Source organism: Bradyrhizobium sp. URHA0013 (assembly GCF_000518345.1).
Taxonomy (GTDB): Bacteria; Pseudomonadota; Alphaproteobacteria; order Rhizobiales; family Xanthobacteraceae; genus Bradyrhizobium.
Genome location: NZ_JADK01000003.1, coordinates 604,099 through 619,469, shown reverse-complemented (window position 1 = coordinate 619,469; position 15,371 = coordinate 604,099). Strand labels below are relative to the sequence as shown.

Below are 15,371 nucleotides of genomic sequence, written 5' to 3'. Positions count from 1 at the left end.
GACGTGATTCGATGATGTCGCGAAAGGACGGCATGCCGGAGCTGATCAGTCAAACGCTCAACTCAACGTGATCCTCACGCGCGTTGCGCTTAATCCAGCGCAACTCCGGCCAGTGTCTCGCCATGCAATGTCGCCGCGACAATTCGAATTGCAGATCGAGGCAAGACATGAAGGCGTATTTCATCGGTGGCGGCGTTGGATCGCTCGCGGGCGCGGCGTTCCTGGTTCGTGACGCGCAGCTGCCGGGGCGGGACATCGTGATCTACGAGGCGCAGCCGCTGGTCGGCGGCAGCCTCGACGGCGCGCTGCTCGCGAACGGCGCTTATTCGCTGCGCGGCGGACGCATGCTCACGACCGATCACTACGAATGCACCTGGACCTGCTGTCGACCATTCCCTCGCTCGAACATCCCGGCCTCAGCGTGCGCGAGGAAACCGTCGCGTTCAACACCGAGAACCCCGCGCATTCGCGAGCGCGGCTGGTCGATCGCAACCGCTTCAAGCTCGATGTCTCGCATATGGGATTTTCAGGGCGCGACCGGCTCGAGTTGCTGCGGCTCACGGAGGCCTCGGAGCAGACGCTCGGCAACAGCCGCATCACCGACTGGCTGTCGCCCAAATTCTTCGAATCCAATTTCTGGTACATGTGGCAGACCACTTTCGCCTTCCAGGCCTGGCACAGCGCGGTCGAGCTGAAACGCTATCTGCATCGCTTCATGAACGAGTTCCCGCGCATCGAGACTCTCGCCGGCGTCAAGCGCACCGTCTACAACCAGTATGACGCGATCGTGCGGCCGCTTGCCGACTGGCTCAAGGGGCGGGGCGTTCAGTTCGTGCGCGGCACTGCCGTCACCGACATGGCGATCGAGAGCGAGGACGGACGCTTGCGGGTGCGCCAGCTCGTACTCGACCGCGACGGCCGCACCGCCAATGTCCAGCTCGAGGACGGCGATCTCGTGTTCTTTCAGAACGGCTCGATGACGGACGCCTCGAGCCTGGGCTCGATGACCGAGCCGGCTCCGCGCCTGACCAAGTCCGACAGCCGGGGTTGGGCCTGTGGGAGAAAATCGCGAAGGGCCGTCCAGAATTCGGCAAGCCGTCCGCGTTCAACGCGTCGATCCCGGAATCCTATCGGCAGTCATTCACTGTCACCTGCCGCGATCCGCGCTTCTTCGACAAGATGGAGGCGTTCTCCGGCAACAAGGCCGGCACCGGCGGTCTCGTCACGTTCAGGGACTCCAATTGGCTGATGTCGGTGGTGCTGTATCATCAGCCGCATTTCGCCGGACAGCCGAACAACGTGCAGGTGTTCTGGGGCTATGCACTGCATCCCGACCGCGTCGGCAATTTCGTGGCCAAGCCGATGTCCGATTGCGGCGGCGCCGACATCCTGAAGGAGCTTTGCGGTCACCTGAATTTCGACCCTGCCGTGTTCGAGGATGCGATCTGCGTTCCCTGTCGCATGCCCTACATCACCAGCATGTTCATGCCGCGCACCGCTGACGACCGGCCGCTGCCGGTGCCCAGGAATTCCGTCAATCTCGCCTTCGTCAGCCAGTTCGTCGAAATCCCCGATGACGTCGTGTTCACCGTCGAATATTCGGTGCGCGCGGCGCAGATGGCGGTCTATCAGCTGATGAAGATCGATCGCCCGGTGCCGCCGGTGACGCGGCACGACAAATCGCTTGCGGTGATCTTCGCGACGCTGGAAAAGGCGTTCACGTGACGGGCGGAGCGACTTGAACGGCAGAGGGCCTCGACTTACGACCGTGCCACAGCCAGCGGCAGGCTGATATGAAAGACGGCACCTCCCGTCGGCGCGTTCTCGGCCCAGATGCGCCCGCCATGTGCCTCGATGATCGTGCGCGTGATCGAGAGGCCGATGCCCATTCCCTGCGTCTTGGTTGTGAAAAACGGCTTGAAGATTTCGGTTACCTTTTCTGTGCAGATGCCGTCGCCGGCATCTGCGATCGAGATCATGGCCTGATTGTTCGCAAGGCTGGTTCGACCGACGATGCGTCGCCGATCCTCCGGCAGATCGGCCACCGCTTCGATGGCATTCATGACCAGGTTCAGAATAGCCTGCTGGAGCTGCACTTTGTCGGCAGTTACGCGAATATCCAAGGACGATCGATCCGTCGCGAGCGCAACGTCGTAGGTCAGGGCCTGAATGGAAAGGAACCTAAACACATCGCTGACCGTCGCGTTGAGGTCGAGCTCGATCCGCTCTGTGCGGGCCCTCTTCAAAAATGAGCGCACCTGAACGACGATCTCGTTAGCGCGCTTATCGTCTCGGCGAATGTCACCCAGTATCTCGCTGATCACGCCGAGGTCAGGTGCCGGTGTCTGCAACACCTGCTCGGCGGTCTCAGCATTGATCAGAATGGCGGCGAGCGGCTGGCTCAGCTCATGCGCGATCGTGGCGGACATCTCGCCCGCGGTCGCAAGGCGATTCATGTGGGCTAGCTCCGACATGCGTTGGCGTGCCTCGACCTCCGCCTGGAATCGCAGCCTGCGCTCGCGCAGGAGGATGCCGATCATCATCGCCTGCACCAGCACCACGCCGGCGCTGATCATGACACGCCAGTAGTACTGCTCCCAGAAGCTCGGTTCTCGGAAACGCACCTCGCTTCCGGGAGGCAGATGGGCTTCGTCCACATTCCAGAGCTTGAGCTGTCGCCAGTCGAAGATCGGCTTCACGTTATCCCCGGCAACGGGCGGGATGTTCGACGGCGATTCGCCGCCGAGAATCCGCATTGCCAACTGGCCGGCTTCCTGTCCGATGGTTTCGGGCAGCAGCAGGAAGCCGCCAACCCCGGTTCGCCCGAGAAATGTGTCGGAGGTGATAATGATCGGGCGGTTCGCGCGCTCGGCGACGCGCGCAAGCGCCGCGGCCGGCAAATAGTGGGTGCCTTCGCCGTCGGAATACATCGCCGAGGTCAGAATCGCAGAACGAGGGGGCAAGGAGCCGACCCGTTCGCGCACCTCCCGCAGCACCATGCCGGACAGATCGATGATTTCGAGACCCGGCATCGTGGTCGCGAATTCCTGTTTCCAGTGGCCATATATCAGCGGATTTTTCCATGCATCGCCAACGAGGACGACGCCAGTCAAGTCGGGAACGACCGCGCGTGCCGCAGTCAGTATCTGCGCCGGAGACACCTTGGCAAAGATGGCGGTCGTGCCGGGCAGGAACAGCGCGCGCGTCTCGGGCAGATCGGGCACGAAGCCGTAAACCACGGGGGCGGCGGGCCAGATGTCGTGCTTGCGCGCCTGAAGGAATTTCGCCGACGCGACGCCGATCGAGACGATGATGTCGATCGGCCGATGCGCGTATTTGGTCTTGAGATGACCGACCAGGCTCTCCTCGTAGTCCGGTCCCGGGAAACGGGCGAGATCGAGGCTTTCGCCGTAGATCACGGTGTGGATCTGCCCATTTTCCTTCGCAGCCGTGCGGATACCGGCGAAAATCTCCGAATAGAATGGCGAACGAAAGTCGGCGTCTTCCAGCACCAGGATAGAGCGCTGCCCCGGACTGTCGGCTGCAGGGCATTCATGTGCCAGGATTGCGAACAGGCAGGCGATCAGGAGCCGTTTGATCGCGATGACCATCCTCATTGCTGACTCTGTGCCTGGCCTGTGTTTGCAACGGGCGCCTCCTCGGTGAGGACGCATCCGAGCATACCTGCCGGTTCCGAAGTTTCAACGAAAGGATTTGATCCGGCTGTGCCGCGCAGGCGGCGGTTCACCTGGCCCCGCATGCAGAGCGAAGAAGGACCGCTATTTGAACGGATCCTGGATCGACGGCGCCGACTGCCTGATACGACGCACGCTCACGGGCGTGCCGTCGGAGACGAACAGCAGTTCGTAGCGACGGCCTTCGCTGTCGGTGGCAGAGCAGGTGACGTCAGTCACCTTCTTGGCGGCGAAATTGCCGGTCTGGCGGCAGAGGCCGGTGGAGGTCTGCTCGGCCGGCACCGGCAGGCCGTCGACCTTGGGACGGTCCTTGGAGTTGAGCAGCATGCGGTCGATCGGCAGCTCATAGGAGTTGTCGTCGGCGCGCTTGCCGTTCTCGCCGGAGAACGACACGACGTGATTCTCGTCGGCGGGATCGTCGACCGCGACCGTGAAATTGACCCGGCCCCCGTCGCCGTGGGCGTAGGCCACCGTCTTGCAGGCGAAGGTGCGGCCGGCGACCTTCAACGTCTTGCAGTGGCCGGACATCAGCGCCAGCAAGTCGATAAAGGCGGTCTGCTGCCCGGGTGGATTGTTGACGGGAATCGGCGCGGAAGACTCGGCAAAACAAGGGCTTGCCAAGAGGACGAAGGTGGGGACGAGGGCGACAGCGAGGATGGGTCGGCAGAGGCGCATCGGAAGGCTCACATGCCAAGGAACCACGGAAAAGTTCCGTCCGACAACCAGCGAACCGCAAATTGGTTGCGATCCCGTTTGCTCAGCCAAGTCCGTCTGAAATACCACCGCGCCACCCCAACGGCGATTCGCCCAGATCGCCCAACCCATTCCCGGCCGGCACTTGCCGCTCGGCCGGTGTTTTTTTCGTGGCGGGGCTATCCCATCGCCGCCTGCCAGCGCGTATCGCGCAGGGACGGGCGGCGGTGCAGGCGGGCGTCGAGCAGCGCGCGGGCGCGGGGCAGGTCGCCGCTGCGCATCAGGGCAACGACAAAAGTGTCCTCGATCAACTCGCGCTGGGCGTGGCTGCCGCCGAGACGCACGACCTCACCGAGAATCGGCGTGAGCGTTTGCACGCATGCCGCGTAGTCCTCGTTGGCAAAGGCCGCCAGTGCGCGGCAGACCGCGGGCACCACGGGACCGGCCGGAAGCTTGCCATCGGCGAGCCTTTGCTCGATGGCGGCAAGACGTGTGGCGAGCGCCTCGCGATTTTGCGTCGCAGCCGCGAACAGCGCCATGTGGATATCGGCGAAGGGCAGGCTCGATTTCGGAAACAGTTTTTGCGCGGCGCCGTCGGCTTCGAGCCAGAGCGCTCTCGGCACGGCGTGGCCGTAAGCCGACAGGCGCCAGAGCAGTGACGCACCGTCAGTGACGAGATTGAGCGGTGGCGCCTGCGTGGCGTTTGGCTGCAGCACGTCGGCATAGATCGCGAGCGCCCGCGCGGCATCGCCATGCTCCAGCGCGCCGAGCGCCTGATGCCAGCGGATGTGGCCGTGCAAGATTCCGGCGCGATGGTAAGAGGGGATCCAGTCGTCGACGAGCCGGTCGGCCGCTTCGATCGAACCGTCCTCGAACATCGCATGCAGCACGGCGTGCGCGGCATGGGCATTCTGCCGGCGCAGGTCGAAGCCGCGCTCGGTGACGCCGCGGCCGCGACCGACATTGCCGTTCTCGGTCATCGCCCAGCCGTACATAGTGAGGAACCACCAATCCTCGCCATAGTGATGCGCGACGCGCTCGCACAGCTCCTGCCGCGCGCGGTCGTGATCGGCCATGCCGGAGAACGCGTACAGGCCGAACGCGCCGAGCGGCAGCGACAGCACCAATGCGTCGCGCGGCCACGCCTCGACGTGCGTCATCGTTGCCGCGATCGCCTCGGGCAGCCGGCCCTCGATTGCGAGCGCCAGCGTTTCGACATGCGAGCGCTCGCGTTCCGTGCCGCGTTTCGCCACGAGCTCGCGCGCGAGCGCCGCCTTCTGCCGAGCCAGATCGCCTTGCTGATAGAAGCCATGCACGCGGGCGCGGGCGATATGGGGGAGCGCAAAATCCGGATCGAGCGCAATCGCGCGCTCCAGCGTTTCCGCCGTGTCGGTCCAGCCCGCGAGCATGAGGTCGACGCCCTCGCGATAAGCGGATGCCGCCTCTGGCGAAGAGGTGGAGAGCGGCAGGCCGTAGCGATCTTCGAGGGCCATTCCTGTCTCCGGCTCAGGCCGTCCGCGCGCGGCGTCCTTCGATCGGATAGGCCGGGTCGTTGTAGCCCGGCGTCGAGGGATGACCCGGCACGACCAGTCTGTCGATCAGCGCCTCGTCCTCGGCAGAGAAGCGATAGTCGAGCGCGCCGGTGTAGCCTTCCCATTGCTCCTCGGTGCGCGGACCGGCAACGATCGAGGAGACAAAAGCGGAGTTCAGCACCCAGGCGACCGCAAACTGGCCTGCGGTGATGCCCTTTTTCTCGGCGTGGGCCTTGATCTCCTGCGCCAGCTGGAGCGATTCCGGCCGCCATTCGGTCTGCATCATGCGCGTATCGTTGCGGCCTGCGCGGGTCTCCTTGTCGGGAGCCGCGTCGGGCTTGTATTTGCCGGTCAGCACGCCGCGCGCCAGCGGGCTGTAGGGCACGATGCCGAGGCCGTAATAGGAGCAGGCCGGGAAGTGCTCGACTTCGGGCATGCGATTCATGGCGTTGTAATAGGGTTGGCTCACAGCGGGACGGTCGATGCCGAGCCGGTCGCAGATGTTGCAGATTTCGGCGACGCGCCAGGCGCGGTAGTTCGAGACGCCGAAATAGCGCACCTTGCCGGCGCGGATCAGGTCGCCCATCGCGCGCACCGTCTCCTCCAGGGGCGTAGAATGGTCTTCCTTGTGCAGATAATAGATGTCGATGTGGTCGGTGCCGAGCCGCTTCAGGCTCTCATCCGCCGCTTGCAACACCCAGCGGCGGGACAGGCCGACACGGTTGGGATCCTCGCCCATGGGGTTCGCAAGTTTCGTCGCGAGCACCCAGGCGTGACGGTTGTTGCCGATGGCGCGTCCCACGACCTCTTCGGATGCGCCCTTCGAATAGGCGTCCGCGGTGTCGATGAAGTTGATGCCGGCCTCGTGCGCCTTCGCGATGATCCGCTTCGATGTCGCTTCATCGGTCGGCCCGCCGAACATCATCGTGCCCAAGCAGATCGGCGACACTTTGAGGCCGCTGCGGCCGAGTTGGCGGTATTGCATGGGGCGCGTCCTTGCTGCTTTTTCGGGCGACAGCATAGCCGTCTCACTCCGTCATTGCGAGCGCAGCGAAGCAGTCCAGAGATGCGTCTGCGGCGGCAGTCTGGATTGCTTCGCTGCGCTCGCAATGACGACGTTGGCGGAGATGCTTGCTACGCTCTCAGCTGTCATCGCCCGGCTTGACCGGGCGATCCAGTATTCCGAGAGGGCTGTAGTTTAATCGAGAAGCCGCGGCGTACTGGATTCCCCGCCTGCGCGGGGAATGACAGCGGTGGGTATCGCTCCTACCCCGGCCCCTTCAAAATCTTGAACACACCATTTGCCATCACCACGCAACGATCGTCCACCGTCACCTCGGTGCTCATGAAGATCAGGCTGCGCGTCGCGCGCACCACGCGCGGGCGGGAGATCAGGATGTCGCCGATCTGGCCAGCTTCGACGAAATGGGTGTCGAGCTGCACCGTCGCCATGAACTCCTTGCCGGAGACGTAGCGGGCGGTCATGCCGCAGGTACGGTCCGCGAACGTCATCATCACGCCGCCCTGGACCATGCCGCGGCGATTGTGGTGCTTGTCCTCGGTCGCGAGTGCGAATTCGTATTGGCCGTCGATCTTGCGCTCCCACAGCGGGCCGATCAGATGCATGAAGCCCGTGGTCTCCAGAATGGTCCAGCCTTCTGCCTTCAGCCGTGCGGCTGTCTTATTGGTCATGTCGTCCATTCCTGAGCGGGTCGTGCGATTTCATTTCATCGGGGCCGGACGTGGTGTAGTCAAGCATCATGAGACCGTTCGACGATGCCACACGGCGGAATATCGCGGCCGCCTGCGCGGCCTTCACGCGGCTGCCGGAGGACGAAGCGCCGGCGGCGTTGAAGCGCGCCGCGGTGGCAGTTGCGCTGACTGCGGCCAGCGAGAGCGATGACACGGCGTTGCTGCTCACGCTGCGCGCATCGCATCTGCGCGCCCATCGCGGTCAATGGGCCTTGCCCGGTGGACGCTGCGATGCCGGCGAGACGCCGGTCGAGGCGGCGCTGCGCGAGCTCGACGAGGAGCTAGGCCTCCACCTCACCAGCGCGGAGGTGCTCGGCACGCTCGATGATTATCCGACCCGCTCGGGCTATCTGATTACGCCAGTCGTGGTCTGGGCCGCCGATAGTGCCGCGATCAAACCAAACCCGGACGAGGTCGCTTCCGTCCATCGCATCGCGCTTGCGACGGTCGAACGCTCCGACGCTTTCGATTTCGTCGCGATCCCCGAGAGCACGCGCCGCGTGATCCGCTTTCATCATCAGTCGAGCCTGATCCACGCGCCGACGGCGGCCCTGATCTACCAGTTCCGCGAGGTGCTGGCGGGGCGGCACACCCGCGTCACCGAGCTGGAACAGCCGGTATTCGCCTGGAAGTGACGCGAGGCGAAAACGAGGTAAACGACGTGTTAACGTGACGGTTACCGGATGCCTGCTAAGAGGGCAGCATGCATCAATCGATTCGAAATGCCGTGAGACTGGTTCCACTCGCGCTCGTCCTGCTCGCGCCCGCTGCGCGCGGTGGCGAATCCGACGCGCTGCCGCCGGCCGTCCGGAATGCCAAAGCCCAGCTGTTGTCGCAATTTTTCGCGCAAGGCGGTGCGTCGCCCGCCGTGCTGGAATATCGCCGCAAGCTGCAGGAGTATCAGGCGGCGCGTGCGGCCTTCGACGAGGAAGCTGGCGCCTATTGGAGCCAGATCTCCGAGAAGCGGAAAGGTCGCAACGCCAAGCGGCGCAGCGGGCAGCAGATCACGCTCGACGATTACGTGCTGGAGCATCCGCCGCTTTATAACGGGCCGAAACGGCCAGTGAATCCGGAGCCGGAGGAAACCCCGGACCGCCCGACGAAAAAGCCGATCCCCGTGGTCGCCGATCTGCTGCGCGCGGCGCAGGAACTCTACCAGTTCACGCCGCAGCGGCCGTCCAACGAAGTCGAATTCAAGCGCGTCTATGCACGCTACGCGCTGGCCTCGGGGCTGACGCGCGAGCAGGCGGTGCGGGTCTATGCGTTCGAGACCGGCGGCACCGGCAGTTATGACGTGCAGGCGGGAATCGAGCATGGCGGCAAGCGCGCCATTTCGACCGCGATGGGCTACAACCAGCTGCTGACGACCAACAGCGTCGAGCTGCTGGCCGAGCAAGGCCATGAGTTCATCCGCGCGCTCTCCGATAAGGTCGCGCGGACCTCGGGCCCGGCGCGCCAGTCGCTCGAGCACAAGCTCACCGTTCTCAAGAAAATGGTGGCGCACGCCAAATCGGTGCCCGACACTTGGTCGGAGCACGAGAAGATCGGCAACACCGCGCAGGGCTGGGCCATGCATGCCATGGTGCTCGACATCGATATCGGGCCGATGCTGCAGACCCACAAGCTGCTGACGTCGGTGCTGTTCGCGCGCGCCAAGGGCTATAGCCGCCCGCTCAGCGCGGCCGAGCTCGAGATGATGAACCTCACCGGCGACGGCACCGGCCTCGACATGGTGACGATGCCGCAGGCGATGCGCGAGCAGGTGCCGACGTCGAACTTCTTCCAGCGCGGCGGCTACGAGCGCAACCCGGTCGCGATCCGCCACAACACGGTGGCGAAGCTGCTGGCGGTGACGGATACGAGGATGGACAGCAACAGCAACAATGCCGGCGCGCGGGAGCTCGCGGGGGCGTTTTAGGCGGCGGTAGCTGTCATGCCACGCGCAGGCGGGGCATCCAGTACGCCGCGGCGTTTCGGTTTAAGCACAACCGCCTCTGGAATACTGGATCGTCCGCCTTCGCGGACGATGACACCGAGTGTGGCGGCGCTGTCGCCCGCCGTCCCGTCCCTACTGATCCGACCCGAACTTGAACTTGCCGTCGCCTTCCAGATACGGGCCGCTGCGCATGTAGAGCTGGCCGTTGTGGCCGATGAAGAACAGCGTGCCTTTCGGTACCTTCTTGGCGCCCTTCAGAAGTTCACCGGCATTGCTGGTGCCCATCTTGTAGGAAAAGGTCTTGCCGTCCTTGTCATAGGCGTAGCCGGTGTCGGGCTTGAGCTCCCAAGGTGTCGCAGCGGTCTGCGCCAATGCGGGCGCAGCAAACGCGCCGAGCACGGCCGTCACCAAAAAGATCTTTGTTGAAATTGCCATCACCCTATCCTCCCCATCGAGGCGCCCGGCTTGAACAAATCACGAACGATGCATCCGGGTCAATTTGCGAAAGCGCCGCAGCGCATCACGTCTTGCCCAGCAGTTTGTGATTTTCCCTTCGTCCCCGCGCGACTATGTTCCGCTTTCCGTCTAGAACGCAATTCGACAAAAACATTGGGTAGGGGATGATTCGAATGAACCTCGTCATGAAAGCTTGCTGGGCCGCCGGCCTGTTGCTGACGGCGCTCACGCCGGCCGCCCGGGCCGATGATTACCAGCTCAGCCACAACCAGCGGATTTCGTGCAGCCGCGGCCTGGCCCCGGGCAAGCTGAACACCGCGACCTGCAAGTCCTACACTTATCTCTTCAACACCAAGACCTCGGAATATTTCCGCTGCCAGGTCTCGCTGGCGCTGACCCGCGACAACAAGGAAGTCATCAACGTCCAGACCGACGGCGCCTGCACCAAGAAGCCGCGCATCTTCGAGACCGACGGCCATTACGATTTCGACGCCACCGAGACCGAGCCACCGAACACCAATTCGTTCTTCGGCCCCGGCGGCTACTCGGTCTGGGCTGCCGACGTGGGCGCGCAGAAGGTGCGCGGCTGCATCATCATCTCCTCGGGCCTCGGCTCCGACATCTCCAAATGCCTGGACATGACCTTCCAGTGAGGGGGCTGTCCCGACCTGGCTGCGCCACCTCGCCGCACCCGCCGAGTTCCCCAAAAATCGAGCCAGCACAGCCATTTACCGCAGTCCTGTTTTGACTTTTGGATGGGTTGACCCGCTCCCTTCATCCGGCCAACTTCCCGGCCGGTTTGGGGAGTGGAAAGATCATGAAACGGACGATTTTCGGCGTCGCCGCGGCTCTTGCGCTGGCGGCCTCCGCGCCTTGCGCGCAGGCGCAATCCTTCATCAACGTGCTGACCGGCGGCACCTCCGGCGTCTACTATCCGCTCGGGGTCGCGATCGGGAAGATCTACGGCGACAAGATTCCGAACGTGAAGACGCAGGTGCAGGCCACCAAGGCGTCAGTCGAGAATCTGATCCTGCTCCAGCAGGGCCGCGGCGAGATCGCGTTCACGCTGGGCGACTCGCTGAAAGCGGCCTGGGACGGTGACGAGGAGGCGGGCTTCAAGTCCAAGCTCGACAAGCTCAGGACCATCGGCGCGATCTATCCGAACTACATCCAGATCGTCGCGACCGCCGAGAGCGGCATCAAGACGCTGGCGGACCTCAAGGGCAAGAGCCTGTCGGTCGGCGCGCCGAAATCGGGCACGGAGCTCAATTCGCGCGCGATCCTGGCAGCGGCCGGCATGAGCTACAAGGATCTCGGCAAGGTGGAGTATCTGCCGTTTGCCGAATCCGTCGATCTCATGAAGAACCGCCAGCTCGGCGCGACGCTGCAATCGGCCGGCCTCGGCGTGGCCTCGCTGAAGGATCTGTCGACCTCGAGCCCGATCACGGTGGTGTCGGTGCCGAAGGAGACCGTCGACAAGATCGGCCTGCCCTTCATCGCGGCGACCATTCCCGCCAACACCTACACCGGGCAGGACAAGGATGTGCCGACCGCCGCCGTGGTCAACTACCTCGTCACCAGCTCGGCGGTGTCGGACGATCTCGCCTACCAGATGACAAAACTGGTCTACGAGTCGCTGCCCGAGCTCGCCAACGCGCATGCGGCCGGCAAGGAGATCAAGCTCGAGACGGCCGCCAGCGGCAGCCCGGTTCCGCTGCACCCCGGCGCGATCCGCTATTACAAGGAAAAAGGGCTGATCAAGTAATCAGCTTTCGTTATCGGGCGTCATGGCCGGGCTTGTCCCGGCCATCCACGTTCTAGGAGCAGGCGAGAAAGTCCGTGGATGCCCGGGACAAGCCCGGCCATGACGGTCTGGAGGCGTCGTGCAATGTTATAAGCGCTGGACGGTTGGGGTCATATCGATGTTGCAGGCAGAGGGCAGCGAAGCGCCCATCAAGGTCGAGTTCGACAATTTCGAGCACGGTTTTCCGGAAGGTTTTGGCCCGGGCTGGTGGGGCACGCTCGCGTACTGGATCGGCATCGCCTTCGCGACCTTCCAGCTTTATGTCGCGGCCTTCAACTATCTGCCGAGCCAGGTGGTGCGCGGCGTCCATGTCGGCTTCCTCATCCTCCTCACCTTCGGCCTGATCGGCAATTTCACTGCCAAAAGCGATGTCGGCCGCGCGATCGGCTGGCTGATCGGCGGCGCGGGCTTTCTGTGCGGGCTCTATCAATGGATCTTCTATGCGGATCTGATCGCACGTGACGGCGATCCGACGCGCCTCGATCTCGTGGTCGGCACGCTGCTCGCCGTCCTGATCTTCGAAGGCACGCGGCGGCTCATGGGCGCGGCGCTCCCGCTGATGTGCGGCGCCTGTCTCGTCTACTGGTTTTTCGGCCAGTATCTGCCGTCGCCGCTCAACCATCGCGGCTATGATTTCGACCAGATCGTCACGCATCTGTCGTTCGGCACCGAGGGCTTCTACGGCGTGCCGATCTACGTCTCGGCGACCTACATCTTCCTGTTCATCCTGTTCGGCTCGTTTCTGGAGCGCGCCGGCATGATCCAGCTCTTCACCGACGTTTCCCTTGGATTATTCGGCAGGACCCGCGGCGGCCCGGCCAAGGTCGCGGTGTTCGCCTCGGGCATGATGGGCACGATCTCCGGCTCCGGCGTCGCCAACGTCGTCACCGTCGGCCAGTTCACGATTCCGCTGATGATCAGGTTCGGCTATCGCCGCGCGTTCGCGGCCGGCGTCGAGGCGACGGCCTCGATGGGCGGACAGATCATGCCGCCGGTCATGGGCGCGGTTGCCTTCATCATGGCGGAGACACTCGGCGTCCAGTATTCGGAGATCGTGAAAGCCGCCGCGATTCCCGCGATGCTCTATTTCGCCTCCGCCTTCTGGATGGTGCATCTGGAAGCCGGCAAGCACGGCCTCACCGGCATGAAGCGCTCGGAGATTCCAAGCGCCTGGAAGGCGCTGGTGACGCGCTGGTACCTCGTGCTGCCGCTCGCGGCGCTGGTCTACATGCTGTTCGAAGGCTTTACGCCGCTCTATGCCGGCAGCATGGGCCTTGCGCTGACGGTGGCGCTGATCCTTGGCACCGCCATCACGACGGGCGCGCCTTCGATGGCGATCCGCTATATCTTCTGGATCGGGCTCGCGCTCGTCGTCGCCGCGCTCTCGCGCGACGGCCTTCAGATCGTGCCGGTCGCCTGCGTCGTCGTCGCGCTGATCGTGGTCACTGCGTTCGTGCGCGGTGGATTTTCCGCCCTGCGCGCCTGCCGCGATGCGCTGGCTGAAAGCGCGAAATCCGCCATCACCGTCGGCATGGCTTGCGCCATTGTCGGCGTCATCATCGGCATGATGTCGCAGACCGGCGTCGGCACCATCTTCGGCGGCTGGGTGATCGGCCTCGGCGAGAAGAGCCTGTTCCTGGCGCTGATCATGACCATGCTGCTGTCGATCCTGCTCGGCACCGGCATCCCGACCATTCCGACCTACATCATCACGGCAGCGCTCGCGGCGCCCGCGCTGGCCAAGCTTGGCGTGCCCCTGATCGCGAGCCACATGTTCGCGTTCTATTACGGCATCATGGCAGACCTCTCGCCGCCGGTGGCGCTGGCGGCGTTAGCCGCAGCACCGATCGCGAAGGAGAATCCGGACAAGATCGGTTGGGAGGCGATGCGCATCGCGCTCGCCGGCTACGTCATCCCCTTCATATTCGTCTATTCGCCGGCGCTGATGCTGCAGGGCGGCGATCCCATGGCGGCCAAGCTCGGCTTCTACGGCGCGGTGGCATTGGCGACTCTCAAGGCGATGGTGGCGATCGCGCTGTTCGGCATGGTCGCGATCGGCTTTTTGTTCACGCGCCTGACGTTCCTCGAACGTCTGGTCGCGCTCGGTGCTGCGCTCTGCCTGCTCGGGGACTTCCCGTTCAGCGACACCGCGGGCTTCCTGCTCGCAGCGGCCATCGTGCTGTGGCAGTGGCGTCGGCGTCCGCCGGCGCCGGTCGAGGCGGTGTGAGCCTCTGCTTCGTCACAGCCTCAGGCGTGAAGGCGCTGGCGCTGTCCGCGTTCACGCTGGTGTGGACGCATTCGATCGCGAAGGTCGACTGGCAGGAAGACTGGCGCGTCACCCCCGCCGGGCTCGAACTGACGCAGGCACGCGTGAAGGGCACCGGCCCCGGCATGGAGCCGCCGCCCGAGGCGCGCCTCGTCGACGGCTGGTTTCAATGGAAGCCTGCGCGCGCGCCGATGCCGGAGGTCGTGCTGGGCAATTCCGGCGCGGCTGGCGAATGGCGGCTATGCCATGACGGCAAGTGCCGGACGTTGTCCGAGATTGCCGGTCATCCCATTGGTGCTAACGTCACAAAGATGAGCGTCTGCGAACCCTAATTCGATTGCCTAGGGTTCACCGCATCTGATTTGCTGGAAACGAGACTCAAAAAGCGGTGTCTCGCTAATCACTTATCGACATAGTGACGCCATGCATTTGGAAAAATCGCCCGCGCGTCGCGCGCGTGACGCTTTTGTAAAAAATTTTTGGCAGCGGCTGAGAATTGTCACACGAGGCGCGGCACCTTCGATTCTGTGCACGAATCCAGAAACTTGCTCTGAAGCCTGTGCACAAGTCGCGCGCGGCGTTAACGCAGATCAAGTTTTTTGATGCCTCAAGTGTGAATCAATTCCATTGCGAGTCTTTCCGCATGGTGTATCCCTTAAGTCGTTCGCGGCGCCCACGATTTGAGACCAGCGGGGTCTTGAAAACGGAGCGAGCGTGCAAATCGGCGGCGGTGTGCACGTAGGCGACGCTTCATAAAGCGATTGTCGGTTCGAAACCTACAGCGATGTGGGCAGGGCGGTCTTTTGCCTGGCTCCGAGAGTGAAGCGGCGAGCGAGTTCTGATGCAGATGAGAGCCAATAGCTCGCCACAGCAGGTGGCGCGCGAAGGAGAGCCCATGCCTAGGACTTCCAAGACCAAGCCTGCCGTGCAGGTCCGCAGGAAAAAGCTGACGAATAAAGGTGAGGCGTTCGAGAAATCGTCGCTTCCGACTACGGGAAATGTGTCAGTGACCGTCAATTTTGTTTGGCCAAGCGAGATGAGTGCGGCACCGAAAGAACTCCCGAGCCCGATCAGTCCTTGGATAGCGAAGATAGCCCGCTATTGCCTTGACAAGATCTGGACGATCTTTCGTTCATAGTGCGGCGCTTGAATGCAATCGTCCGTAGCCGGATGGAGCGAAGCGTAATCCGGGAACAGTCGCCCCGGATTGCGCTGCGCTCCATCCGGGCTACAAGAA

Annotated in this window: 12 protein-coding genes and 1 pseudogene; 7 read left to right on the top strand and 6 right to left on the bottom strand. The window is 63.6% G+C overall.

All coding sequences use genetic code 11. The features are described from left to right. Positions 1-122 precede the first annotated feature (122 nt). A pseudogene (locus N551_RS39635) lies at positions 123-1,725 on the top strand (oleate hydratase). 35 nt (positions 1,726-1,760) lie between these two features. Here N551_RS39635 and N551_RS0103070 read toward each other — a convergent pair. The 5 genes from N551_RS0103070 to N551_RS0103045 all read right to left on the bottom strand — a co-directional run bounded on the left by N551_RS0103070 (position 1,761) and on the right by N551_RS0103045 (position 7,612). Continuing rightward, positions 1,761-3,611 carry a sensor histidine kinase gene (locus N551_RS0103070; protein WP_245287721.1) on the bottom strand — a complete coding sequence of 617 codons (1,851 nt, stop codon included), beginning with the start codon at positions 3,609-3,611 and terminating at the stop codon, positions 1,761-1,763. Positions 3,612-3,779: 168 nt separating this feature from the next. Beyond that, the gene (locus tag N551_RS0103065) at positions 3,780-4,370 is read right to left on the bottom strand and encodes a hypothetical protein (RefSeq protein ID WP_027565693.1); all 591 of its coding nucleotides are present in this window, start codon (positions 4,368-4,370) and stop codon (positions 3,780-3,782) included. Positions 4,371-4,567: 197 nt separating this feature from the next. Then, positions 4,568-5,881, bottom strand: coding sequence for a tetratricopeptide repeat protein (locus tag N551_RS0103060; protein WP_027565692.1), 1,314 nt, complete (start codon positions 5,879-5,881; stop codon positions 4,568-4,570). A gap of 13 nt (positions 5,882-5,894) precedes the next feature. Then, the gene (locus tag N551_RS0103055) at positions 5,895-6,905 is read right to left on the bottom strand and encodes an aldo/keto reductase (RefSeq protein ID WP_027565691.1); all 1,011 of its coding nucleotides are present in this window, start codon (positions 6,903-6,905) and stop codon (positions 5,895-5,897) included. Positions 6,906-7,186: 281 nt separating this feature from the next. Then, on the bottom strand, positions 7,187-7,612 hold the full coding sequence (locus N551_RS0103045; RefSeq protein ID WP_027565689.1) for a PaaI family thioesterase: 426 nt from the start codon (positions 7,610-7,612) through the stop codon (positions 7,187-7,189). Positions 7,613-7,677: 65 nt separating this feature from the next. Here N551_RS0103045 and N551_RS0103040 point away from each other — a divergent pair, with 65 nt between their 5' ends. Both N551_RS0103040 and N551_RS0103035 read left to right on the top strand, forming a co-directional pair. Further along, the gene (locus N551_RS0103040) at positions 7,678-8,307 is read left to right on the top strand and encodes a CoA pyrophosphatase (protein WP_027565688.1); all 630 of its coding nucleotides are present in this window, start codon (positions 7,678-7,680) and stop codon (positions 8,305-8,307) included. Between the two features lie 68 nt (positions 8,308-8,375). After that, the gene (locus N551_RS0103035) at positions 8,376-9,590 is read left to right on the top strand and encodes a hypothetical protein (RefSeq protein WP_027565687.1); all 1,215 of its coding nucleotides are present in this window, start codon (positions 8,376-8,378) and stop codon (positions 9,588-9,590) included. A gap of 150 nt (positions 9,591-9,740) precedes the next feature. Here N551_RS0103035 and N551_RS0103030 read toward each other — a convergent pair whose 3' ends face one another. Continuing rightward, positions 9,741-10,043: a hypothetical protein gene (locus tag N551_RS0103030; RefSeq protein WP_027565686.1), complete on the bottom strand. Its 303-nt coding sequence runs from the start codon at positions 10,041-10,043 to the stop codon at positions 9,741-9,743. A 194-nt stretch (positions 10,044-10,237) separates the two neighbouring features. Between N551_RS0103030 and N551_RS0103025 the strand changes: the two genes are divergently transcribed. The 4 genes from N551_RS0103025 to N551_RS0103010 all read left to right on the top strand — a co-directional run bounded on the left by N551_RS0103025 (position 10,238) and on the right by N551_RS0103010 (position 14,466). Then, a complete protein-coding gene (locus N551_RS0103025) occupies positions 10,238-10,717 on the top strand; it encodes a hypothetical protein (protein ID WP_027565685.1) in 480 nt (159 codons plus the stop codon). A gap of 164 nt (positions 10,718-10,881) precedes the next feature. After that, positions 10,882-11,829 (top strand): TAXI family TRAP transporter solute-binding subunit, encoded by a 948-nt coding sequence (locus N551_RS0103020; RefSeq protein ID WP_027565684.1) that lies wholly within the window; start codon positions 10,882-10,884, stop codon positions 11,827-11,829. Positions 11,830-11,986: 157 nt separating this feature from the next. Beyond that, the gene (locus tag N551_RS0103015) at positions 11,987-14,095 is read left to right on the top strand and encodes a TRAP transporter permease (RefSeq protein ID WP_027565683.1); all 2,109 of its coding nucleotides are present in this window, start codon (positions 11,987-11,989) and stop codon (positions 14,093-14,095) included. Beyond that, entirely contained in the window at positions 14,056-14,466 is a 411-nt protein-coding gene (locus N551_RS0103010; RefSeq protein ID WP_035961029.1) for a DUF1850 domain-containing protein, read from the top strand. The genes N551_RS0103015 and N551_RS0103010 overlap by 40 nt, the downstream gene beginning before the upstream one ends. Positions 14,467-15,371 lie beyond the last annotated feature (905 nt).